This window comes from Brachybacterium vulturis (assembly GCF_043641765.1).
Taxonomy (GTDB): Bacteria; Actinomycetota; Actinomycetes; order Actinomycetales; family Dermabacteraceae; genus Brachybacterium; species Brachybacterium vulturis_A.
This window is the reverse complement of record NZ_JBHZRO010000005.1, coordinates 70481-84507: the sequence shown is the minus strand read 5'-3', so window position 1 is coordinate 84507 and position 14027 is coordinate 70481. Positions and strand designations below refer to the sequence as shown.

At 72.2% G+C, this 14027-nt stretch carries 15 protein-coding genes and 1 pseudogene; 10 read left to right on the top strand and 6 right to left on the bottom strand.

What is annotated here, in order from left to right; genetic code table 11:
• Positions 1-118 precede the first annotated feature (118 nt).
• Positions 119-1132, top strand: coding sequence for an aldo/keto reductase (locus tag ACHUEU_RS05380; protein WP_394214983.1), 1014 nt, complete (start codon positions 119-121; stop codon positions 1130-1132).
• A 92-nt stretch (positions 1133-1224) separates the two neighbouring features.
• Positions 1225-2676, top strand: a complete 1452-nt coding sequence (locus ACHUEU_RS05375) for a sulfatase family protein (protein ID WP_394214870.1) — start codon at positions 1225-1227, stop codon at positions 2674-2676.
• A 16-nt stretch (positions 2677-2692) separates the two neighbouring features.
• On the opposite strand, the gene ACHUEU_RS05370 is transcribed toward ACHUEU_RS05375, so the two are convergent.
• Positions 2693-3166 carry a DUF3592 domain-containing protein gene (locus ACHUEU_RS05370; RefSeq protein WP_394214869.1) on the bottom strand — a complete coding sequence of 158 codons (474 nt, stop codon included), beginning with the start codon at positions 3164-3166 and terminating at the stop codon, positions 2693-2695.
• A gap of 35 nt (positions 3167-3201) precedes the next feature.
• A complete protein-coding gene (locus ACHUEU_RS05365) occupies positions 3202-3876 on the bottom strand; it encodes a histidine phosphatase family protein (protein ID WP_394214868.1) in 675 nt (224 codons plus the stop codon).
• Between the two features lie 98 nt (positions 3877-3974).
• Between ACHUEU_RS05365 and ACHUEU_RS05360 the strand changes: the two genes are divergently transcribed.
• Together ACHUEU_RS05360 and ACHUEU_RS05355 are read left to right on the top strand one after the other, a co-directional pair.
• Positions 3975-4973: a dihydroxyacetone kinase subunit DhaK gene (locus ACHUEU_RS05360; protein WP_394214867.1), complete on the top strand. Its 999-nt coding sequence runs from the start codon at positions 3975-3977 to the stop codon at positions 4971-4973.
• Positions 4974-4983: 10 nt separating this feature from the next.
• The gene (locus ACHUEU_RS05355) at positions 4984-5649 is read left to right on the top strand and encodes a DAK2 domain-containing protein (RefSeq protein WP_394214866.1); all 666 of its coding nucleotides are present in this window, start codon (positions 4984-4986) and stop codon (positions 5647-5649) included.
• Between the two features lie 42 nt (positions 5650-5691).
• Here the strand turns inward: ACHUEU_RS05355 and ACHUEU_RS05350 are convergent, their stop codons facing one another.
• Positions 5692-5895 carry a hypothetical protein gene (locus ACHUEU_RS05350; RefSeq protein WP_394214865.1) on the bottom strand — a complete coding sequence of 68 codons (204 nt, stop codon included), beginning with the start codon at positions 5893-5895 and terminating at the stop codon, positions 5692-5694.
• Entirely contained in the window at positions 5892-6326 is a 435-nt protein-coding gene (locus tag ACHUEU_RS05345) for a hypothetical protein (protein ID WP_394214864.1), read from the bottom strand. Before ACHUEU_RS05345 ends, ACHUEU_RS05350 begins: the two co-directional genes overlap by 4 nt.
• Before the next feature lie 226 nt (positions 6327-6552).
• Between ACHUEU_RS05345 and ACHUEU_RS05340 the strand changes: the two genes are divergently transcribed.
• Entirely contained in the window at positions 6553-7371 is an 819-nt protein-coding gene (locus tag ACHUEU_RS05340; RefSeq protein ID WP_394214863.1) for a sulfite exporter TauE/SafE family protein, read from the top strand.
• 82 nt (positions 7372-7453) lie between these two features.
• On the opposite strand, the gene ACHUEU_RS05335 is transcribed toward ACHUEU_RS05340, so the two are convergent.
• Positions 7454-8410 carry a helix-turn-helix transcriptional regulator gene (locus tag ACHUEU_RS05335; RefSeq protein ID WP_394214862.1) on the bottom strand — a complete coding sequence of 319 codons (957 nt, stop codon included), beginning with the start codon at positions 8408-8410 and terminating at the stop codon, positions 7454-7456.
• A gap of 118 nt (positions 8411-8528) precedes the next feature.
• Between ACHUEU_RS05335 and ACHUEU_RS05330 the strand changes: the two genes are divergently transcribed.
• From ACHUEU_RS05330 to ACHUEU_RS05310, 5 genes and pseudogenes are all read left to right on the top strand, one after another.
• Positions 8529-8786: a hypothetical protein gene (locus ACHUEU_RS05330; RefSeq protein WP_394214861.1), complete on the top strand. Its 258-nt coding sequence runs from the start codon at positions 8529-8531 to the stop codon at positions 8784-8786.
• A gap of 46 nt (positions 8787-8832) precedes the next feature.
• Positions 8833-9450 (top strand): DinB family protein, encoded by a 618-nt coding sequence (locus ACHUEU_RS05325; protein ID WP_394214860.1) that lies wholly within the window; start codon positions 8833-8835, stop codon positions 9448-9450.
• 91 nt (positions 9451-9541) lie between these two features.
• Positions 9542-10255, top strand: coding sequence for a hypothetical protein (locus ACHUEU_RS05320; RefSeq protein WP_394214859.1), 714 nt, complete (start codon positions 9542-9544; stop codon positions 10253-10255).
• Between the two features lie 4 nt (positions 10256-10259).
• Positions 10260-10790, top strand: a complete 531-nt coding sequence (locus ACHUEU_RS05315) for an SRPBCC domain-containing protein (RefSeq protein WP_394214858.1) — start codon at positions 10260-10262, stop codon at positions 10788-10790.
• Positions 10791-10864: 74 nt separating this feature from the next.
• Positions 10865-12655: pseudogene (locus tag ACHUEU_RS05310) on the top strand (gamma-glutamyltransferase family protein); the annotation flags it as partial.
• An 18-nt stretch (positions 12656-12673) separates the two neighbouring features.
• Here ACHUEU_RS05310 and ACHUEU_RS05305 read toward each other — a convergent pair.
• Positions 12674-14005 carry an MFS transporter gene (locus tag ACHUEU_RS05305; protein ID WP_394214857.1) on the bottom strand — a complete coding sequence of 444 codons (1332 nt, stop codon included), beginning with the start codon at positions 14003-14005 and terminating at the stop codon, positions 12674-12676.
• Positions 14006-14027: the final 22 nt, after the last annotated feature.

Here is a 14027-nt window from a genome sequence, read left to right as displayed (position 1 = left end):
ACGCCCGGGGCCCGCGCCGGCGCCAGGCCTCCCGGCCCGTGCAGAGCGGCATCTGGGAGACTGGGAGCAGCGCTGCCTAGCCCCGGGCGGCCGCAGAGAGGCAAGGTCGATGATGTCCATGCAGCACCGCACCCCGTCCCGTCTGAACCGCCCGCTGTCCGTGATCGGGCAGGGCTGCTGGCAGATCGGTGCTGACTGGGGCGAGGTCATGGACGAGTCCGCGCGCGCGGTGCTCGACGCCGCGCTCGAGGCGGGCGTGGCCTTCTTCGACACCGCCGACGTCTACGGTGATGGCCGCAGCGAGCGGCTGGTGGGTGCGATGCGCACCCGGCTCGCCGAAGCCGGGGGAGCGCGGGCGCCGTTCATCGCGACCAAAGCCTCCCGCCGCGCGGATCCGTTCGCCCCGGAGACCTTCACCGAGCAGAACCTGCGCGCCTGGGTGGAGCGCTCGCGGCAGAACCTCGCCATGGACACCCTGGACCTGGTGCAGCTGCACTGCCCGCCGCCGGCGATCTACCGCGAGGACCGCGTGTTCGACGTGCTCGACGCACTCGCCGAGGAGAAGAAGATCGCTGCCTGGGGCGTCAGCGTCGAGACCTGCCAGGAGGCGCTGCTCAGCCTCGAGCGCGAGCACCTGGCCTCGATCCAGCTCATCCTGAACCCTTTCCGCCTCAAGCCCCTGGACCAGGTGCTGCCCGCGGCCGCGGAGAAGGGCGTGGCGATCATCGCCCGCGTCCCGCTGGCCTCCGGACTGCTCACCGGCAAATTCTCCCCGGGCACCACCTTCGCCGCGAACGACCACCGCCGCTTCAACCGCCACGGCGAGGCCTTCGACCAGGGCGAGACGTTCTCCGGCGTGGAGTACGAGACCGGCCTGACCGCCGTGGCCCGGCTCGAGCAGGCCCTGGACGGGGCGATGCCGCTCGCCGAGGCGAGCCTGCGCTGGATCCTCGCGCAGTCCGGCGTCACCGCCGCCATCCCCGGCGCCAGCAGCGGTGAGCAGGCCCGCCGCAACGCCGCCGCCGGCAGCGCCCCCACCCCCGAGCAGGAGACCGTGCTCGAGCGCTTCGACGCCGCCGTGCACCAGACCTACGATGAGCTGCTGCGCGAGACGATCCACCCGCGCTGGTGAGCCGGCCCCGCCGGCCGAAGCGGCACCATCCCCTCGGTCGCACCGGGCCCGCCGGACTCACCGAACCCCGACCCGCCCAGGAGCACCTCCCGATGACCCGTCCCAACATCGTGTTCGTGATGAGCGACGACCACGCCGCCCACTCGATCTCCGCCTACGGCAGCCGGGTCAACACCACCCCGCACCTGGACCGGCTCGCCGAGGAGGGCGCGCGGATGGACGCGGTGTACTGCACCAACGCCATCTGCACCCCCTCGCGCGCCTCGATCCTCAGCGGCACCTACAGCCACGTCAACCGGGCCCCGTCGATCTACTCCGAGTTCGACTACCGGGTGCGCACCTTCCCCGAGGTGCTGCAGGAGCGCGGCTACCGGACGGCGCTGTACGGCAAATGGCACCTGGGCCGCTCCGAGCGCTCCCGGCCCCGCGGCTTCGACGACTGGCGGATCTACCCCGACCAGGGCGCATACGTGGACCCGGTGATGATCGGGCCGGACGGCGAGGAGCAGCTCCCCGGCTACGCCACCGACATCGTCACCCGGCAGAGCCTGGACTTCCTGGACCAGCGCGATCCCGAGCGGCCCTTCTGCCTGCTGGTCCACCACAAGGCCCCGCATCGGCCCTGGATCCCGCACCCCCGCTACGAGGGGAGGTACGAGGCGGGCACCATCCCGGAGCCGGAGACCATGGGGGATGACCACGCCTCCCGCGCCCAGGTGGTGCGCGAGGTGGCCATGCAGCTGGACGACCTGCGCGAGAGCGATTACAAGGATGCGCTGCCGCCCGAGCTCGAAGGGGAGGGCGAGGACTCGCGCCGTGCCAGATCCTCGTGGAAGTACCAGCGCTTCATGCGCGACTACCTGCGCTGTGTGCAGGCGGTCGACGACTCCGTGGGCGAGATCCTCGACCACCTCGACGAGAACGGCCTGGCCGAGAACACGATCGTCATCTACACCTCCGACCAGGGGTTCTTCCTCGGCGACCACGGCTGGTTCGACAAGCGCCTGATGCTGGACGAGTCGCTGACCATGCCGATGCTGGTGCGCTGGCCCGCACAGGTCGCCGCCGGCTCCCGCGTCACCGACATCGTCTCCAACGTGGACTTCGCCGCGACCCTGCTCGAGGCCGCCGGCGAGGACCCCTCGGCCCTGCCCGCGCAGCAGGGCCGCAGCTTCCTTCCCCAGCTGCGCGGCGAGCAGGTCCAGGACTGGCGCCAGGCGGTCTACTACCGCTACTGGGAGCACGACGACCCCGAGCACCACGCCCCCGCCCACTACGGCGTGCGCACCCCCACCCACAAGTACATCCGCTACTACAACGACGGCCTGGGCACCCCCGGCTCCTCCGACCGCGTGATGCCGGTCGAGGACGAGCTGTACGACCTGGTCGAGGACCCGCAGGAGATGGTCAACGTCGCTCACGACGTTGCGTATACGCAGATCCTCGAACAGCTGCGCACCCTCACCGCCGAGCTGCAGACCCAGTACGGGGACGCCCCCTACGAGGGCCCGGACACCCCACGGCTGGAGTGGCCGACGGCGTGACGGCCTCCCGGTGTCCTCAGGGCAGCATCCTGCTCATCCCCGCGGCCGTTCCCGCGAAGAACAGCAGGAACACCAGGGCCGCGACGCAGATCGCGATCTTGATCAGCGGTTTCGCCGGAGAGAGGTGGCGCCCGTTCTTCGGGGCGATGAAGCGGTCGGGACGGTCGCGGTCGTAGAGCACCACGACCTCCTCCCCGGAGCGGTCCACCATGCCGATGTCGGCGACCGCAGGGGTGCTGCGCACCCTCTGCCCGGTGGAGGTGGTGAAGTCGATGGTCTCCACGCGGTGGGGGCGTCGGGAGTCGTTGTGGCCGTAGGTGCGCACGTAGGTCTCCCGCACCACGCCCCGCACCGGCATCCCCTGGGAGGCGAGCCGGCCGCCCCGCACCAGGTCCCGCACCCCGGTGCCGAGGATGACCAGCGCGACCACCGCGAAGAGGGCCGGCAGGGCGATGAACATGAAGCCCGTGCTCCCGAGCAGATCTGACATGAGGTGCGCTCCTTCGCGTCTCGCCGGGCAGAGGTTCAGACGGCCGCGTCGGCGTGCTGGTCCGCGGTGACGTCGTGCGCCGTGCCGTGGAGCAGATGGGCGCCGCCGATCGGCGTGCTCACCCAGTCCTCCAGCTGCCAGCCCTCCTCGGGATGCCCGGTGAGGGTGACCATGCCGGTGTTGAACAGCGGCCGGTCCTCGAGGGAGGCGGCGCCGAGCCCGGTCACCACCGCGGCGAACACGCGGATCGCGGCGCCGTGGCTGACCACCGCCACCGTCGCATCCTCCGCATGCAGCGCGGCGATGTGCGCCAGCGCCCCGGCGAACCGCGCCCAGAACTGCTCGCCGCTCTCCCCGCCCGGCACCCCGTCGGTGAACTCGCCCGCGCTCCAGCGGGAATGGTTGTCCCGGTAGGCGGCGACGGCCTCCGCGTCCCGGCGCAGCTCGAGCTGCCCGGCGCTGATCTCCTCCAGACCGGCGGTGATCAGCGGACTCATCCTCCGCGCCGCCGCCAGCGGGGCTGCGGTCTCGTGGGTGCGCAGCAGTCGGGAGACGTGCACCGCGGCGATGTCCTCGTGCTGCAGCGCCTCCGGGATCGCCGCGGCCTGGGCGTGGCCCAGTGCGGTCAGGCCGGGCCCGGGATAGCCGGCATCGAGGATCCCCTCGACGTTGCTGGGGGTCTGACCATGGCGGAGGAGGAGCAGGCGCATGGCTCGCACCGTACGCGATCCTCCGCCGACCCTCTGCGGCGCGGCTCACAGCGGGATAGCGTGGGGGCATCGGCCCCGCCCGGAAGGAGCGCACCACCATGCGTCGCAGCATCGTCAACAACCCCGAGGACCTGGTCCCCGAGGCCCTCGAAGGGCTCATGCTCAGCCATCCGCTGATGCTCGACCTCCACCAGGAGCACCGCTTCATCACCCGTCGCCGCCCCGCCACCGACAAGGTGGGCCTGGTCTCCGGCGGCGGCTCCGGCCACGAGCCGCTGCACGCCGGGTTCGTGGGCACCGGCATGCTCGACGTGGCGGTCGCCGGCGCCGTCTTCGCCAGCCCCACCGCCCTGCAGGTGCTCGAGGCCACCAAGGCGGCCGACGCGGGCCGCGGCGTGGTCCAGATCGTCAAGAACTACACCGGCGACGTGCTGAACTTCCGCATCGCCGGGGAGATCAGCGGCGACGACGCTGTCGAGACCGAGATGGTGCTGGTGGACGACGACCTCGCCACCGACACCGGGGACCAGGACGGGCCCGGCCGCCGCGGCACCGCCGCCACCGTCATCGTCGAGAAGCTGTGCGGCGCCGCCGCCGAGGCCGGGGCGAGCCTGCAGGAGGTCGCCGCCATCGGCCGCCGCGCCGCCGGCCGCGCCCGCACCATGAGCCTGGCCCTCTCCGCCGGGACCCACCCCGGCGACAGCGAGCCCCAGTTCACCCTCGAGGACGACGAGATCGAGCTGGGCGTGGGCATCCATGGCGAACGCGGCCCGGACCGCGTCCCCTTCCGCGACGCCGATGGCCTCACCGAGCTGCTGCTGGAACCGCTGCGGGCCGAGCTCGACCTGCACCGCGGCGACGAGGTGCTCGCGATCGTCAACGGGCTCGGCGGCACCTACCCGCTCGAGCTGAACCTGGTGGCCCGCTCCCTGCACCACCACCTGGCCGATGCGGGGGTGTCGATCGCGCGCTCCCTGGTCGGCTCCTACGTGACCAGCCTCGACATGCACGGCATCTCGATCACCCTGATGCCGCTGGACGACGAGCAGGCCCGACTCTGGGACGCGCCCGTCCGCACCCCTGCCCTGACCTGGTGAGGAGACCGAGATGACCAGCAATGAGACCCTGCCCGACGGCTTCGGCCGCGACTTCCTCCGCGGCGTGCAGAAGCACCTCGGCGGCGCCGCCGACGCGCTCGGCGACCTCGACCGCCGCGCCGGCGACGGCGACTTCGGCACCAACGTCCGCACCGCCCTGAAGCTCGCCACCTCGAACATCGAGACCGACGACCCCGCCACCTACCGCCAGTGGGGGACCACGATGTACATGGGCTGGCTCGGGGTGGGCGGCACCAGCGGGCCCCTGTTCGGCATGTTCTTCCGCGACCTCGCCAAGGCCGCCGACGACGGCGAGCCCACCCTCGCCCAGTTCGCCGAGGCGCTCGCGGCCGGGCAGGCCACCATCCAGAAGTACGGCGAGGCAGAGGTGGGGGACAAGACCATGGTCGACGCCCTCGACCCGGCCGTGACCGCGCTGCGCACGGCGGTCGAATCGGGCACGCCGGCGGGCGAGGCGCTCGCCGGCGCGGAGAAGGCCGCGGTCGAGGCCGCCCGGGCCACGGCGGAGACCACGGCGCGTCGCGGCCGCGCCAGCTATGTCGGGGACGTGGCCAAGGGTGTCATCGACCCCGGCGCCGCCGCGATGGCCCTGGTCATCGGTGCCGCCCGCGCCGCCGTCGACGGGGAAGAGGTGGAGACCGCCTGGATCGGGTGAGCCGAGGCCGCGCCTCCCACGAGGGCTCGTGGGAGGCGCGGGTCAGCGAGCGGCGTTCTCGGGGCGTCGGTCCTCGGGCGCCTCTTCGGTGATCGCCCGGGCCTTCATCTGAAAAGCATCTGCGAGCTCGAGGAACTGCACATCCAAAGGATCACGCACGAGCACCCGCTGGTTGTCGCGGGACTTCATGACGACTGTGTACGGCTTCCGAGTGCGGGCGCGCCGCGGCGGATTGTCAATGCTCATCGTGACCTCCTTCGGGTGGTCTGATACCAGAGTCTACGGAACATCCCTCGTGGACCGGTAGGGGGCCTCGGCTCGGCGGCGGCGAGCGTCAACTTGTCGACGAGCTCGCTGATCAGAATCTCGTTCGCATCCGAGAGCATCTTCACGTCAGCTTCGTCCCATCGCTCGTCGTCGAGCAGATGATTGAGGAGCTGCATTCCCGTGTTCCGCCCCACCTTGTCTTCTTCTCGAGTCAGATCCATCGCGTATTCGACACGACGCCACCACTCGGCTCGGCTGTCAGCTTGTCGCCGGTGGTGGAGATTGAACAGAGCGATCGCCGCAGCGACGAATGCCACGACGGCTGTCGCGTACGGGGCGAATGGCTCCAGTAGGCCCACGAGGTGCGCGATGCCGTCAGCAGTGTCCCGCAGCCATTCCCCCACTGTCATCAGGTCTCGCCTCTGTAGTCAGAGCGGCTCCTCACCTCGTTGGTGAGTCGGGCGCCAATCGAAGGTGTTCGGCCAGCGTAGGGGTAGAGACCGCGCGGTACAGATGCATCGCTGTGATTGTGGATGCGCGTCGGGCACCGCCGCCCATCTGTTAGCGATGCACGTCCGCCTCCGTTGCCTCGGACAGCTGCACAGGGCCGACGGGCCGCTGATAGGTTCACTGACCATGCCCGATCTCGCCGCGCTCATCCCCGCTCTGGGCGCCGGCCCCTGGCTGCTGGTGGTCCTCGGCGCGCTGATCGTCGGCTTCTCCAAGACCGCCCTTCCCGGGGCCGGCACCATCGCCGTGGGCATCTTCGCGCTGGCCATGCCGGCCAAGGAATCCACCGCCGCCCTGCTGCTCCTGCTGATCGTGGGCGACATGACCGCGCTGTGGGTCTACCGGCGCGAACCGGATTGGCGCACCCTGCTGCGCCTGCTGCCCAGCGCGATGATCGGTGTGGTGATCGGGGCGTTCTACTTCGCGCGGGTGGACGGCGAGGGGGTGCGCCTGACCATCGGCGTCATCCTGCTGGCCCTGGTGATCCTCACCCTGTGGCGCCGGCACCTCACCCGCCGCCGCGCAGCAGCCGCGGCCCGTGCCGGCGAGGAGCAGGCCCCCGTCGCGGTGGGCTCCCAGCCCGGTGCCGCGGCCACCGCGCAGGGCATGGGCTACGGCTTGCTGGGCGGATTCACCACCATGGTCGCCAACGCCGCCGGTCCCGTGATGTCGCTGTACTTCTATGCGATGCGGATGCCGGTGCTGACGTTTCTGGGCACCTCCGCCTGGTACTTCGCGATCGTCAACCTGTTCAAGGTGCCGTTCTCGGCGGGCCTGGGCCTGATCACCCGCGACACCCTGGTGATGGACGCGATGCTGGTGCCCGTCGTGCTGCTCGGCGCGTTCGTCGGCGCGAAGGTGGCCCGGCGCATCCCGCAGAAGGTGTTCGAGAACCTCATCCTCGTGCTCACCGTCGCTGCCGCGCTCAGCCTGCTGGTGATCTGAACTTGCTGGTGATCTGGGAAGGAGGGACGGTGCGGGGCTCACGGAATTGCGGATACGCAAGAGCCTGAACGTTCGGGCATGGTCACCCGGGGCATGGTCGGGCCCGGCCGGCCCACCGGCCCAGCTGCTCGATCACGGTCAGCAGCTCGGGCGGGTCGATCACCTCGATCGGGGCGCCGATCCAGGCCAGGTGCATCGCGATCCACTGCAGCTCCGCGGTCCCGGCGCGCAGGAGGCAGGCGTCGGGCCCGTCGGCCGTGACCGTCGCCGCCCGCGCCGGGACCTGTGGGGCGACCTCCTCGAACGGGGCCAGGATCCGCACCGTCGCCGACTGCGGGTAGCCGCCCACGGCGATCGACTCTTGCACCGCGGCCTCGATGTCCGGGGTGGGCCGCTCGGTGATGGTGAAGGTCGAGGCGCGGACCGCGTGCATGCGGTCCAGCCGGAAGGTGCGCCAGTCCTCACGGACCAGGTCCCAGGCGAACAGGTACCAGCGGCCCTCCATCGACAGCACCCGGTGCGGTTCCAGGCGTCGTTCTGACCGTTCACCGTCGGCCCGCTGATAGTCGACCCGCACCCGGACCCCGTCCCGCACCGCGGTCGCCAGCGTCATCAGCACCTCGGAGCGGATGCCGGTGGCGGGCCGGGAGATCACCCCCATCGCCTCGGTGATCGCGCCGACCTCGGTGCGCACCGGCGCCGGCAGGATCCGGTCCAGCGCGGCGAGCGCCCGCAGCGCTTCCTCGTCCAGTCCGTCCACGCCGGAGGAGGCCGCCAGCCGCAGCCCCACCGCCACTGCGACCGCCTCGCTCGAGCTCAGCAGCAGCGGCGGCAGCGCCTGGCCCGCGCCGAGCTGGTAGCCGCCGCCGTGTCCCGCCGAGGTGAGCACCGGATAGCCCAGCTCCCGCAACCGGTCCACGTCACGACGCACGGTCCGCGTGCTCACACCCATCTCGGCGGCGAGTTCCGGCCCGGTCCATACCGCCCGCGACTGCAGCAGGGCCAGCAGCCGCAGCGCTCTCGTGGTCACATCGCTCATGGACGTACTCTGCCCCACTTCGCGGACAGGACCTGTCCGCTCAGGCGCGAGCAGTGGGTCTCGACCACCCAGAAGGGCCGCGCAGTACGCGGCGGTCCGCACCGAGGAGACGAGCACGATGCCCTTCCTGACCGCCGAGACCCACACCGCCGCTCCGGCGGCGCCCCCCGCTCCCGCCCGCGCCCCGCAGCAGCCCCAGGCCGAGGGCACCATCGCCCCCGAGGCCCTGCGCACGGAGGACACCGCCGACTCGCTCGCCGAGGAGCTCCGCCGGGCCGGCCACGCGGACATCCTGCGCGAGTCCCTCGACGGCAAGGGCGCCTACGAGCTCAACGCCCTCGTGGCCGGGCAGGCCTGGCCGCCGCCCGGCTGGTGAGCGCACATCCCCGACCCGACCCGCACCACCGTTCGAGGAGAACCACATGACCAGCAACGAGACGACCCAGAACCACCAGAGTCGCGGCCTCGGGGGCGACCTGCCCACCGTGCTGGTCGACCAGATCGAGCTGCACGTCCGCGAGCAGCTGCGCCCCCGGCTCGAGGGGCTCAGCGACGAGGAGTACTTCTTCGACCCCTCCGGTGCCGGCCGTGCCTGGACGGCGCATCCGCGGACGCCGGACGGCGAGCAGCCACCCACCCCGGTCCAGGGCGGCTCCGGCGCGATGGCGATCGACGTCGAGATCCCCGCACCCGACCCCGCGCCCCTGACCACGATCGCCTGGCGATTCGGCCACATCATCGTGGGCCTGCTCGCGATGCGCAGCCATAACCACCTCGGCGGTCCGCCCGCGGACTACATGAGCTGGGACTACGCCCCGACCGCGAGGGAGACGCTCGCCCAGTTCGATGCCGAGTACGAGCGCTGGATCACCGGCGTGCGCGCCTGGGGCGCCGAGGACCTGCAGGTCGCCGCCGGCGAGGCGGAGGGGCCGTGGGCGAAGCACTCCCGCGCCACGCTCGTCGCCCACATCAATCGCGAGCTCATCCACCACCTCGCCGAGATCGCGCTGCAGCGCGACCTGTGGGCGCATCGGGGGTGAGGGGCGGCGAGATGCCCGCGCAGGGTCCCGAGCAGATCCCGATTCGGTGAACACCTCCCCGCCCCGGGGGCGCAGGGGGCACGATATGACCATGTCCTTCGACCTGGTCCCCGCCGAGCTCCTCGCGAGCGCGCTGACCGCCGTGCTGATTTCCGTCCCGATCGCCTTCGTCCTCGCCGGTGCCGCCATCTCCGGTCCCCGGCGCACCTGGAGCCGGGCCGGTCTGGGGATGGGGATCGGCCTGCTGATCGGCGTGCTGCTCGCCGCGGCGGGACTGTTCATCGCGGTGCCCGGGACCGTCACGGTGCTGCTGAGCATCGGCATGCTGCTGGGCCTGGCGCTCGCGATCGCGGCCGCGGTGCTGGTGATCGTGCAGGACGACGGCACCTGGCTCTCCACGCTCTTGGGCATCGCCGCCTGCGTGCTGATCGCTCTCGCGGTGCCGGCGGACGCTCTGCGCGCGGTCCTCGGCCTCAGCTCCTCGCTGCTGGTGCTGATCGCCGCCGTGGTCATCGAAGCGGTCGCGCTGGTGGCGATCGTGGGCTTCCTGGTCGCCGGCGCCGGCCGGGTGCGGGCCCTGCAGCTCGGGGTGGCGGCGGCCGGCATCGTCTCCGCCGTGCTCCTCGGGGTGGGAGTGCTGGCGCTCGTGCTGCGCGAGGCCGCGGAGATCGACCTGCCGCAGCCCCCGCTCACCGCCGTCCTCATCGCAGCGCTGGTCGCCCTGGTGATCGGCAGCGTGGTGGGCGGCGTGCTCGACACGCTGCGCCTCCGGCGGCGGGACAGCACGGTCACCGAGGCACACTGAGCAGATGACGATCACCGGATCCCTCGACGCGACCGGCCGCGAGCTCGCGCTCACGCGCACGGTCCCCGCCCCTGCCCGCTCGCTCTGGGAGCACCTCAGCCGCTCCTCGCTCCTGGCCACTTGGTACGGGACCTTCACCGGCGACCCCGCCACCGGCGCCGTCCAGGTCACCATGACCGCCGAGCCCGGCCAGGCCGTGGCTGCGGAGTTCACGATCCACGCCTGCGAACCGGAGCGCCTGCTGACGGTCAGCTCCTCGATGGGGGAGGACACCTGGCGGCTGAGCCTCGAGCTGGAACCGGTCACCGGCACCGGTACCGACACCGATGTCGACACCGACGGGCACGAGGCGACGCGGATCGTCCTGCGCCACCATGACGTCCCCCGCGAGATGCTGGCGTACGTCGGCCCGGGCTGGGAGTGGTACCTGGATCGCCTCACCGGCGCCGTGACCGGGGGTGACATCCCCGGTATGGACGTCTGGGACAGCCAGTACATGTCCCTGTCCGAGGCGTATGCGGCGCTCGCCCAGTGAGCACCGACCCCACCACCGCGTTCGTGGTCCCGCCCGGACCGACCACCCGGCCCACCCTCGAGGGCACCTTCGGGATGTCCGCCTCGACCCACTGGATCGCGACGGCCTGCATGCAGAGCGTGCTCGAGCGCGGCGGGAACGCCTTCGACGCCGCCACCGCGGGCGCCTTCGTGCTGCACGTGGTCGAACCGCACCTGAACGGCCCCGGCGGCGACATGACCGCGCTCCTGGCGACCGCCGAGGACCCCACCCCCGTGGTGGTGATGGGGCAGGGCCCCGCCCCGGCCGGCGCGAGAATCGAGCACTTCCGTGCGCAGGGGCTCACCGCCGTGCCCGGCACCGGTGCCCTCGCCGCCGCAGTGCCCCACGCGGTGGACGCCTGGCTGCTGGTGCTCGAGGAGAAGGGGACCTGGGAGCTCGCGGACGTCCTGGCCTACGCGATCGACTGCGCAGAGAACGGGCATCCGGTGCTCGCCCGGGTCAGCGCCCAGATCGAGACGGTCGCGCGGACCTTCACCGAGCACTGGCCGAGCTCCGCCGCGCTGTGGATGCCGGACGGTGCGCCCCCGCGGCCCGGCGAGCTGCTGCGCAACCCCGAGTACGCGGCCGTGCTGCGGGACCTGGTCACCGCCGGCGACGGCGTTCGCGACGCCGCCGCCGACGACATCGCCGACGGGCCCACCGCCCGGGACGGCCGCGCGGCGCGGATCGCCGCCGCCCGGGAGCGCTGGCGCACCGGCCCCGTCGCCCGCGCCATCGCCGAGTTCGTGCGCACCCCGCACCGCCACTCCGACGGCGCCGACCACGCCGGGGTGCTGACCGGGGAGGATCTGGCTGGGGCCGTGGCCCGCTTCGAGCCCGCGGCCACCCTCGCCTTCCGCGGCTGGACGGTCGCCAAGACTGCCGCCTGGGGGCAGGGCCCCGCCCTGCTCGAGGCCCTCGGCATCCTCGACGGCCTCCCGGACCAGCAGCTCGACCCCTCCACCGAGCACGGCGCCCACACCATCCTCGAGACCCTCAAGCTGGCGCTCGCCGACCGCGACGTCCACTTCGGGGACGCGGACGTCGACCTCGAGCAGCTGCTGTCCCCGGAGCATCTCGCCGCCCGCCGCGCCCTGCTCACCGAGGAGGCCTCCCACCGGTTCCGCCCGAGCCCGCTCACTGGCGACCCCTCGGCCCTGCCGCCGCTGCTGACCGACGAGGAGCACGCCCGGCTCAGCGGCGGCCCCATCGACCACGGCGGCTCCGGGGAGCCGACGGTCCGGGCGACGGGGGAGGCGCGCGGGGACACCTGCCATCTGGACGTGGTGGACCGGTGGGGCAACCTCATCAGCGCCACTCCCTCCGGCGGCTGGCTGCAGTCCTCGCCCGCCATCCCCGGCCTCGGCTTCTGCCTCGGCACCCGCCTGCAGATGATGTGGCTGGACGAGCGGATGCCGTCGGCCCTGCGACCGGGCCGGCGACCGCGCACCACGCTCACCCCCACCCTCGTGCTCCGCGATGGGGAGCCCGTCCTCGCCTGCGGCTCCCCGGGCGGTGACCAGCAGGATCAGTGGCAGCTGCTGTTCCTGCTACGGGTGCTGGTGGGCGGGCTCGAGCTCCAGCAGGCGATCGATGCCCCGGCCCTGCACACCCTCTCGATGCCCGGCTCCTTCTGGCCCCGCACCTGGTCCCCGGGCCGAGCGGTGGTCGAGGACCGTCTGGGCGAGGAGGTCATCGCCGCCCTGGAGGCACGCGGCCACGAGGTGGTCCGCGCCGGGGACTGGTCGCTGGGGAGGCTCTCCTGCGTGATGCGCGACCCGGACACCGGGATCCTCCGCGCCGCCGCGAACTCCCGCGGGGCCCAGGGCTACGCCGCCGACCGGGCGGCTCCGAGCGGCGGCTCAGACCTCGTCGCCGGCGGTGATCGCCTCGGCCTCCTCGACCTCGGTCAGCTCCTCGTGCGAGCCGACGGCGGCCAGGTGCTTCCGCCCCAGGAGCAGCATCAGGATCGACAGCACCAGCGCCCCCGCAGCCAGCGCGTACGGGGCGCCGACGGTGGTCGCTGCGGCGAGCGGGCCGGCCACGGCCGGGGCGATGGCACCGCCCAGGAAACGCACGCCCGAGTAGGCAGAGCTCGCGACGCCGCGCGGGAGATCGGTGGCCTCCATGACCGTCTCGGTGAGGGCGGTGTTCATGATGCCCAGCAGGAGCCCGCCGATCACGATCAGCACGATCAGGCCGGTCATCGAGGAGTGGGCGAGGCTCATCACCACCATCAGCACCGTGAGCAGCCCCAGCGTGGTCACCAGTGTGGGGATCAGCCCCAGGCGACGGGTGAGCAGCGGCGCGACGAACACCGAGGTGATCGCGAGCCCCGTGCCCCAGCCGAAGAACACGCCGCCGATGCCGAGCGCCCCGAACTCCATCCCGTGCGCGGCCGCGGCCGCCTCCAGCGGGAACGGCGAGTAGGCCAGCAGGGTGAAGAACGCGAAGTTGTAGAAGACCGCCGTGAGCGCCAGGGTGCGCAGCGCCGGGTGGTCCAGGGCGCGCAGTGCGGCCAGCGGGGAGACGTGCGCGGGCTTCGCCTCTGTGCGCAGCAGCACGATGATCGCCAGCACGCCGATGCCCATGAGCACCGCGGTGCCCGCGAAGGGGGCGCGCCAGGAGACGGCGCCGAGCAGACCGCCGAGCAGCGGGCCGACGGCCAGACCGATGCCGAGCGCGGTCTCGTAGAGGATGATCGCGCCGGCACTCGGACCGGTGGTGGCACCGACGATCGCCGCCAGCGCGGTGGAGATGAACAGGGCATTGCCCAGGCCCCAGCCGGCCCGCAGCCCGATGATCTGCTCGACGCTCCCGGCGCCGGCGGCCAGCGCTGCGAAGACCACCACCAGCAGCAGACCCACCAGCAGGGTGCGCTTGACGCCCACCTTCGAGGCGAACCAGCTGGTGAAGAACATGGCGATCGCGGTGATGAACAGGTAGCTGGTGAACAGCAGCATCGCCTGGGACGGGGTGGCATCCAGCTGGCTGCTGATCGCGGGCAGGATCGGGTCCACCAGGCCGATGCCCATGAAGGACACGGTTGCGGCGAAGGCGATGGCCCACACCGACGTCGGCTGACGGAACGCCTCGCGCAGAGAGGGGGCGGGGTTCTTCGGGGTGCTCGGCGCGGCGGCCGGCGGTCGGGCCGGACCGCTCTGCGGGGAGGAGTCGGTGAGCTGTGAGGTCATGCGTGGTGCCCTTCGTGCGTGA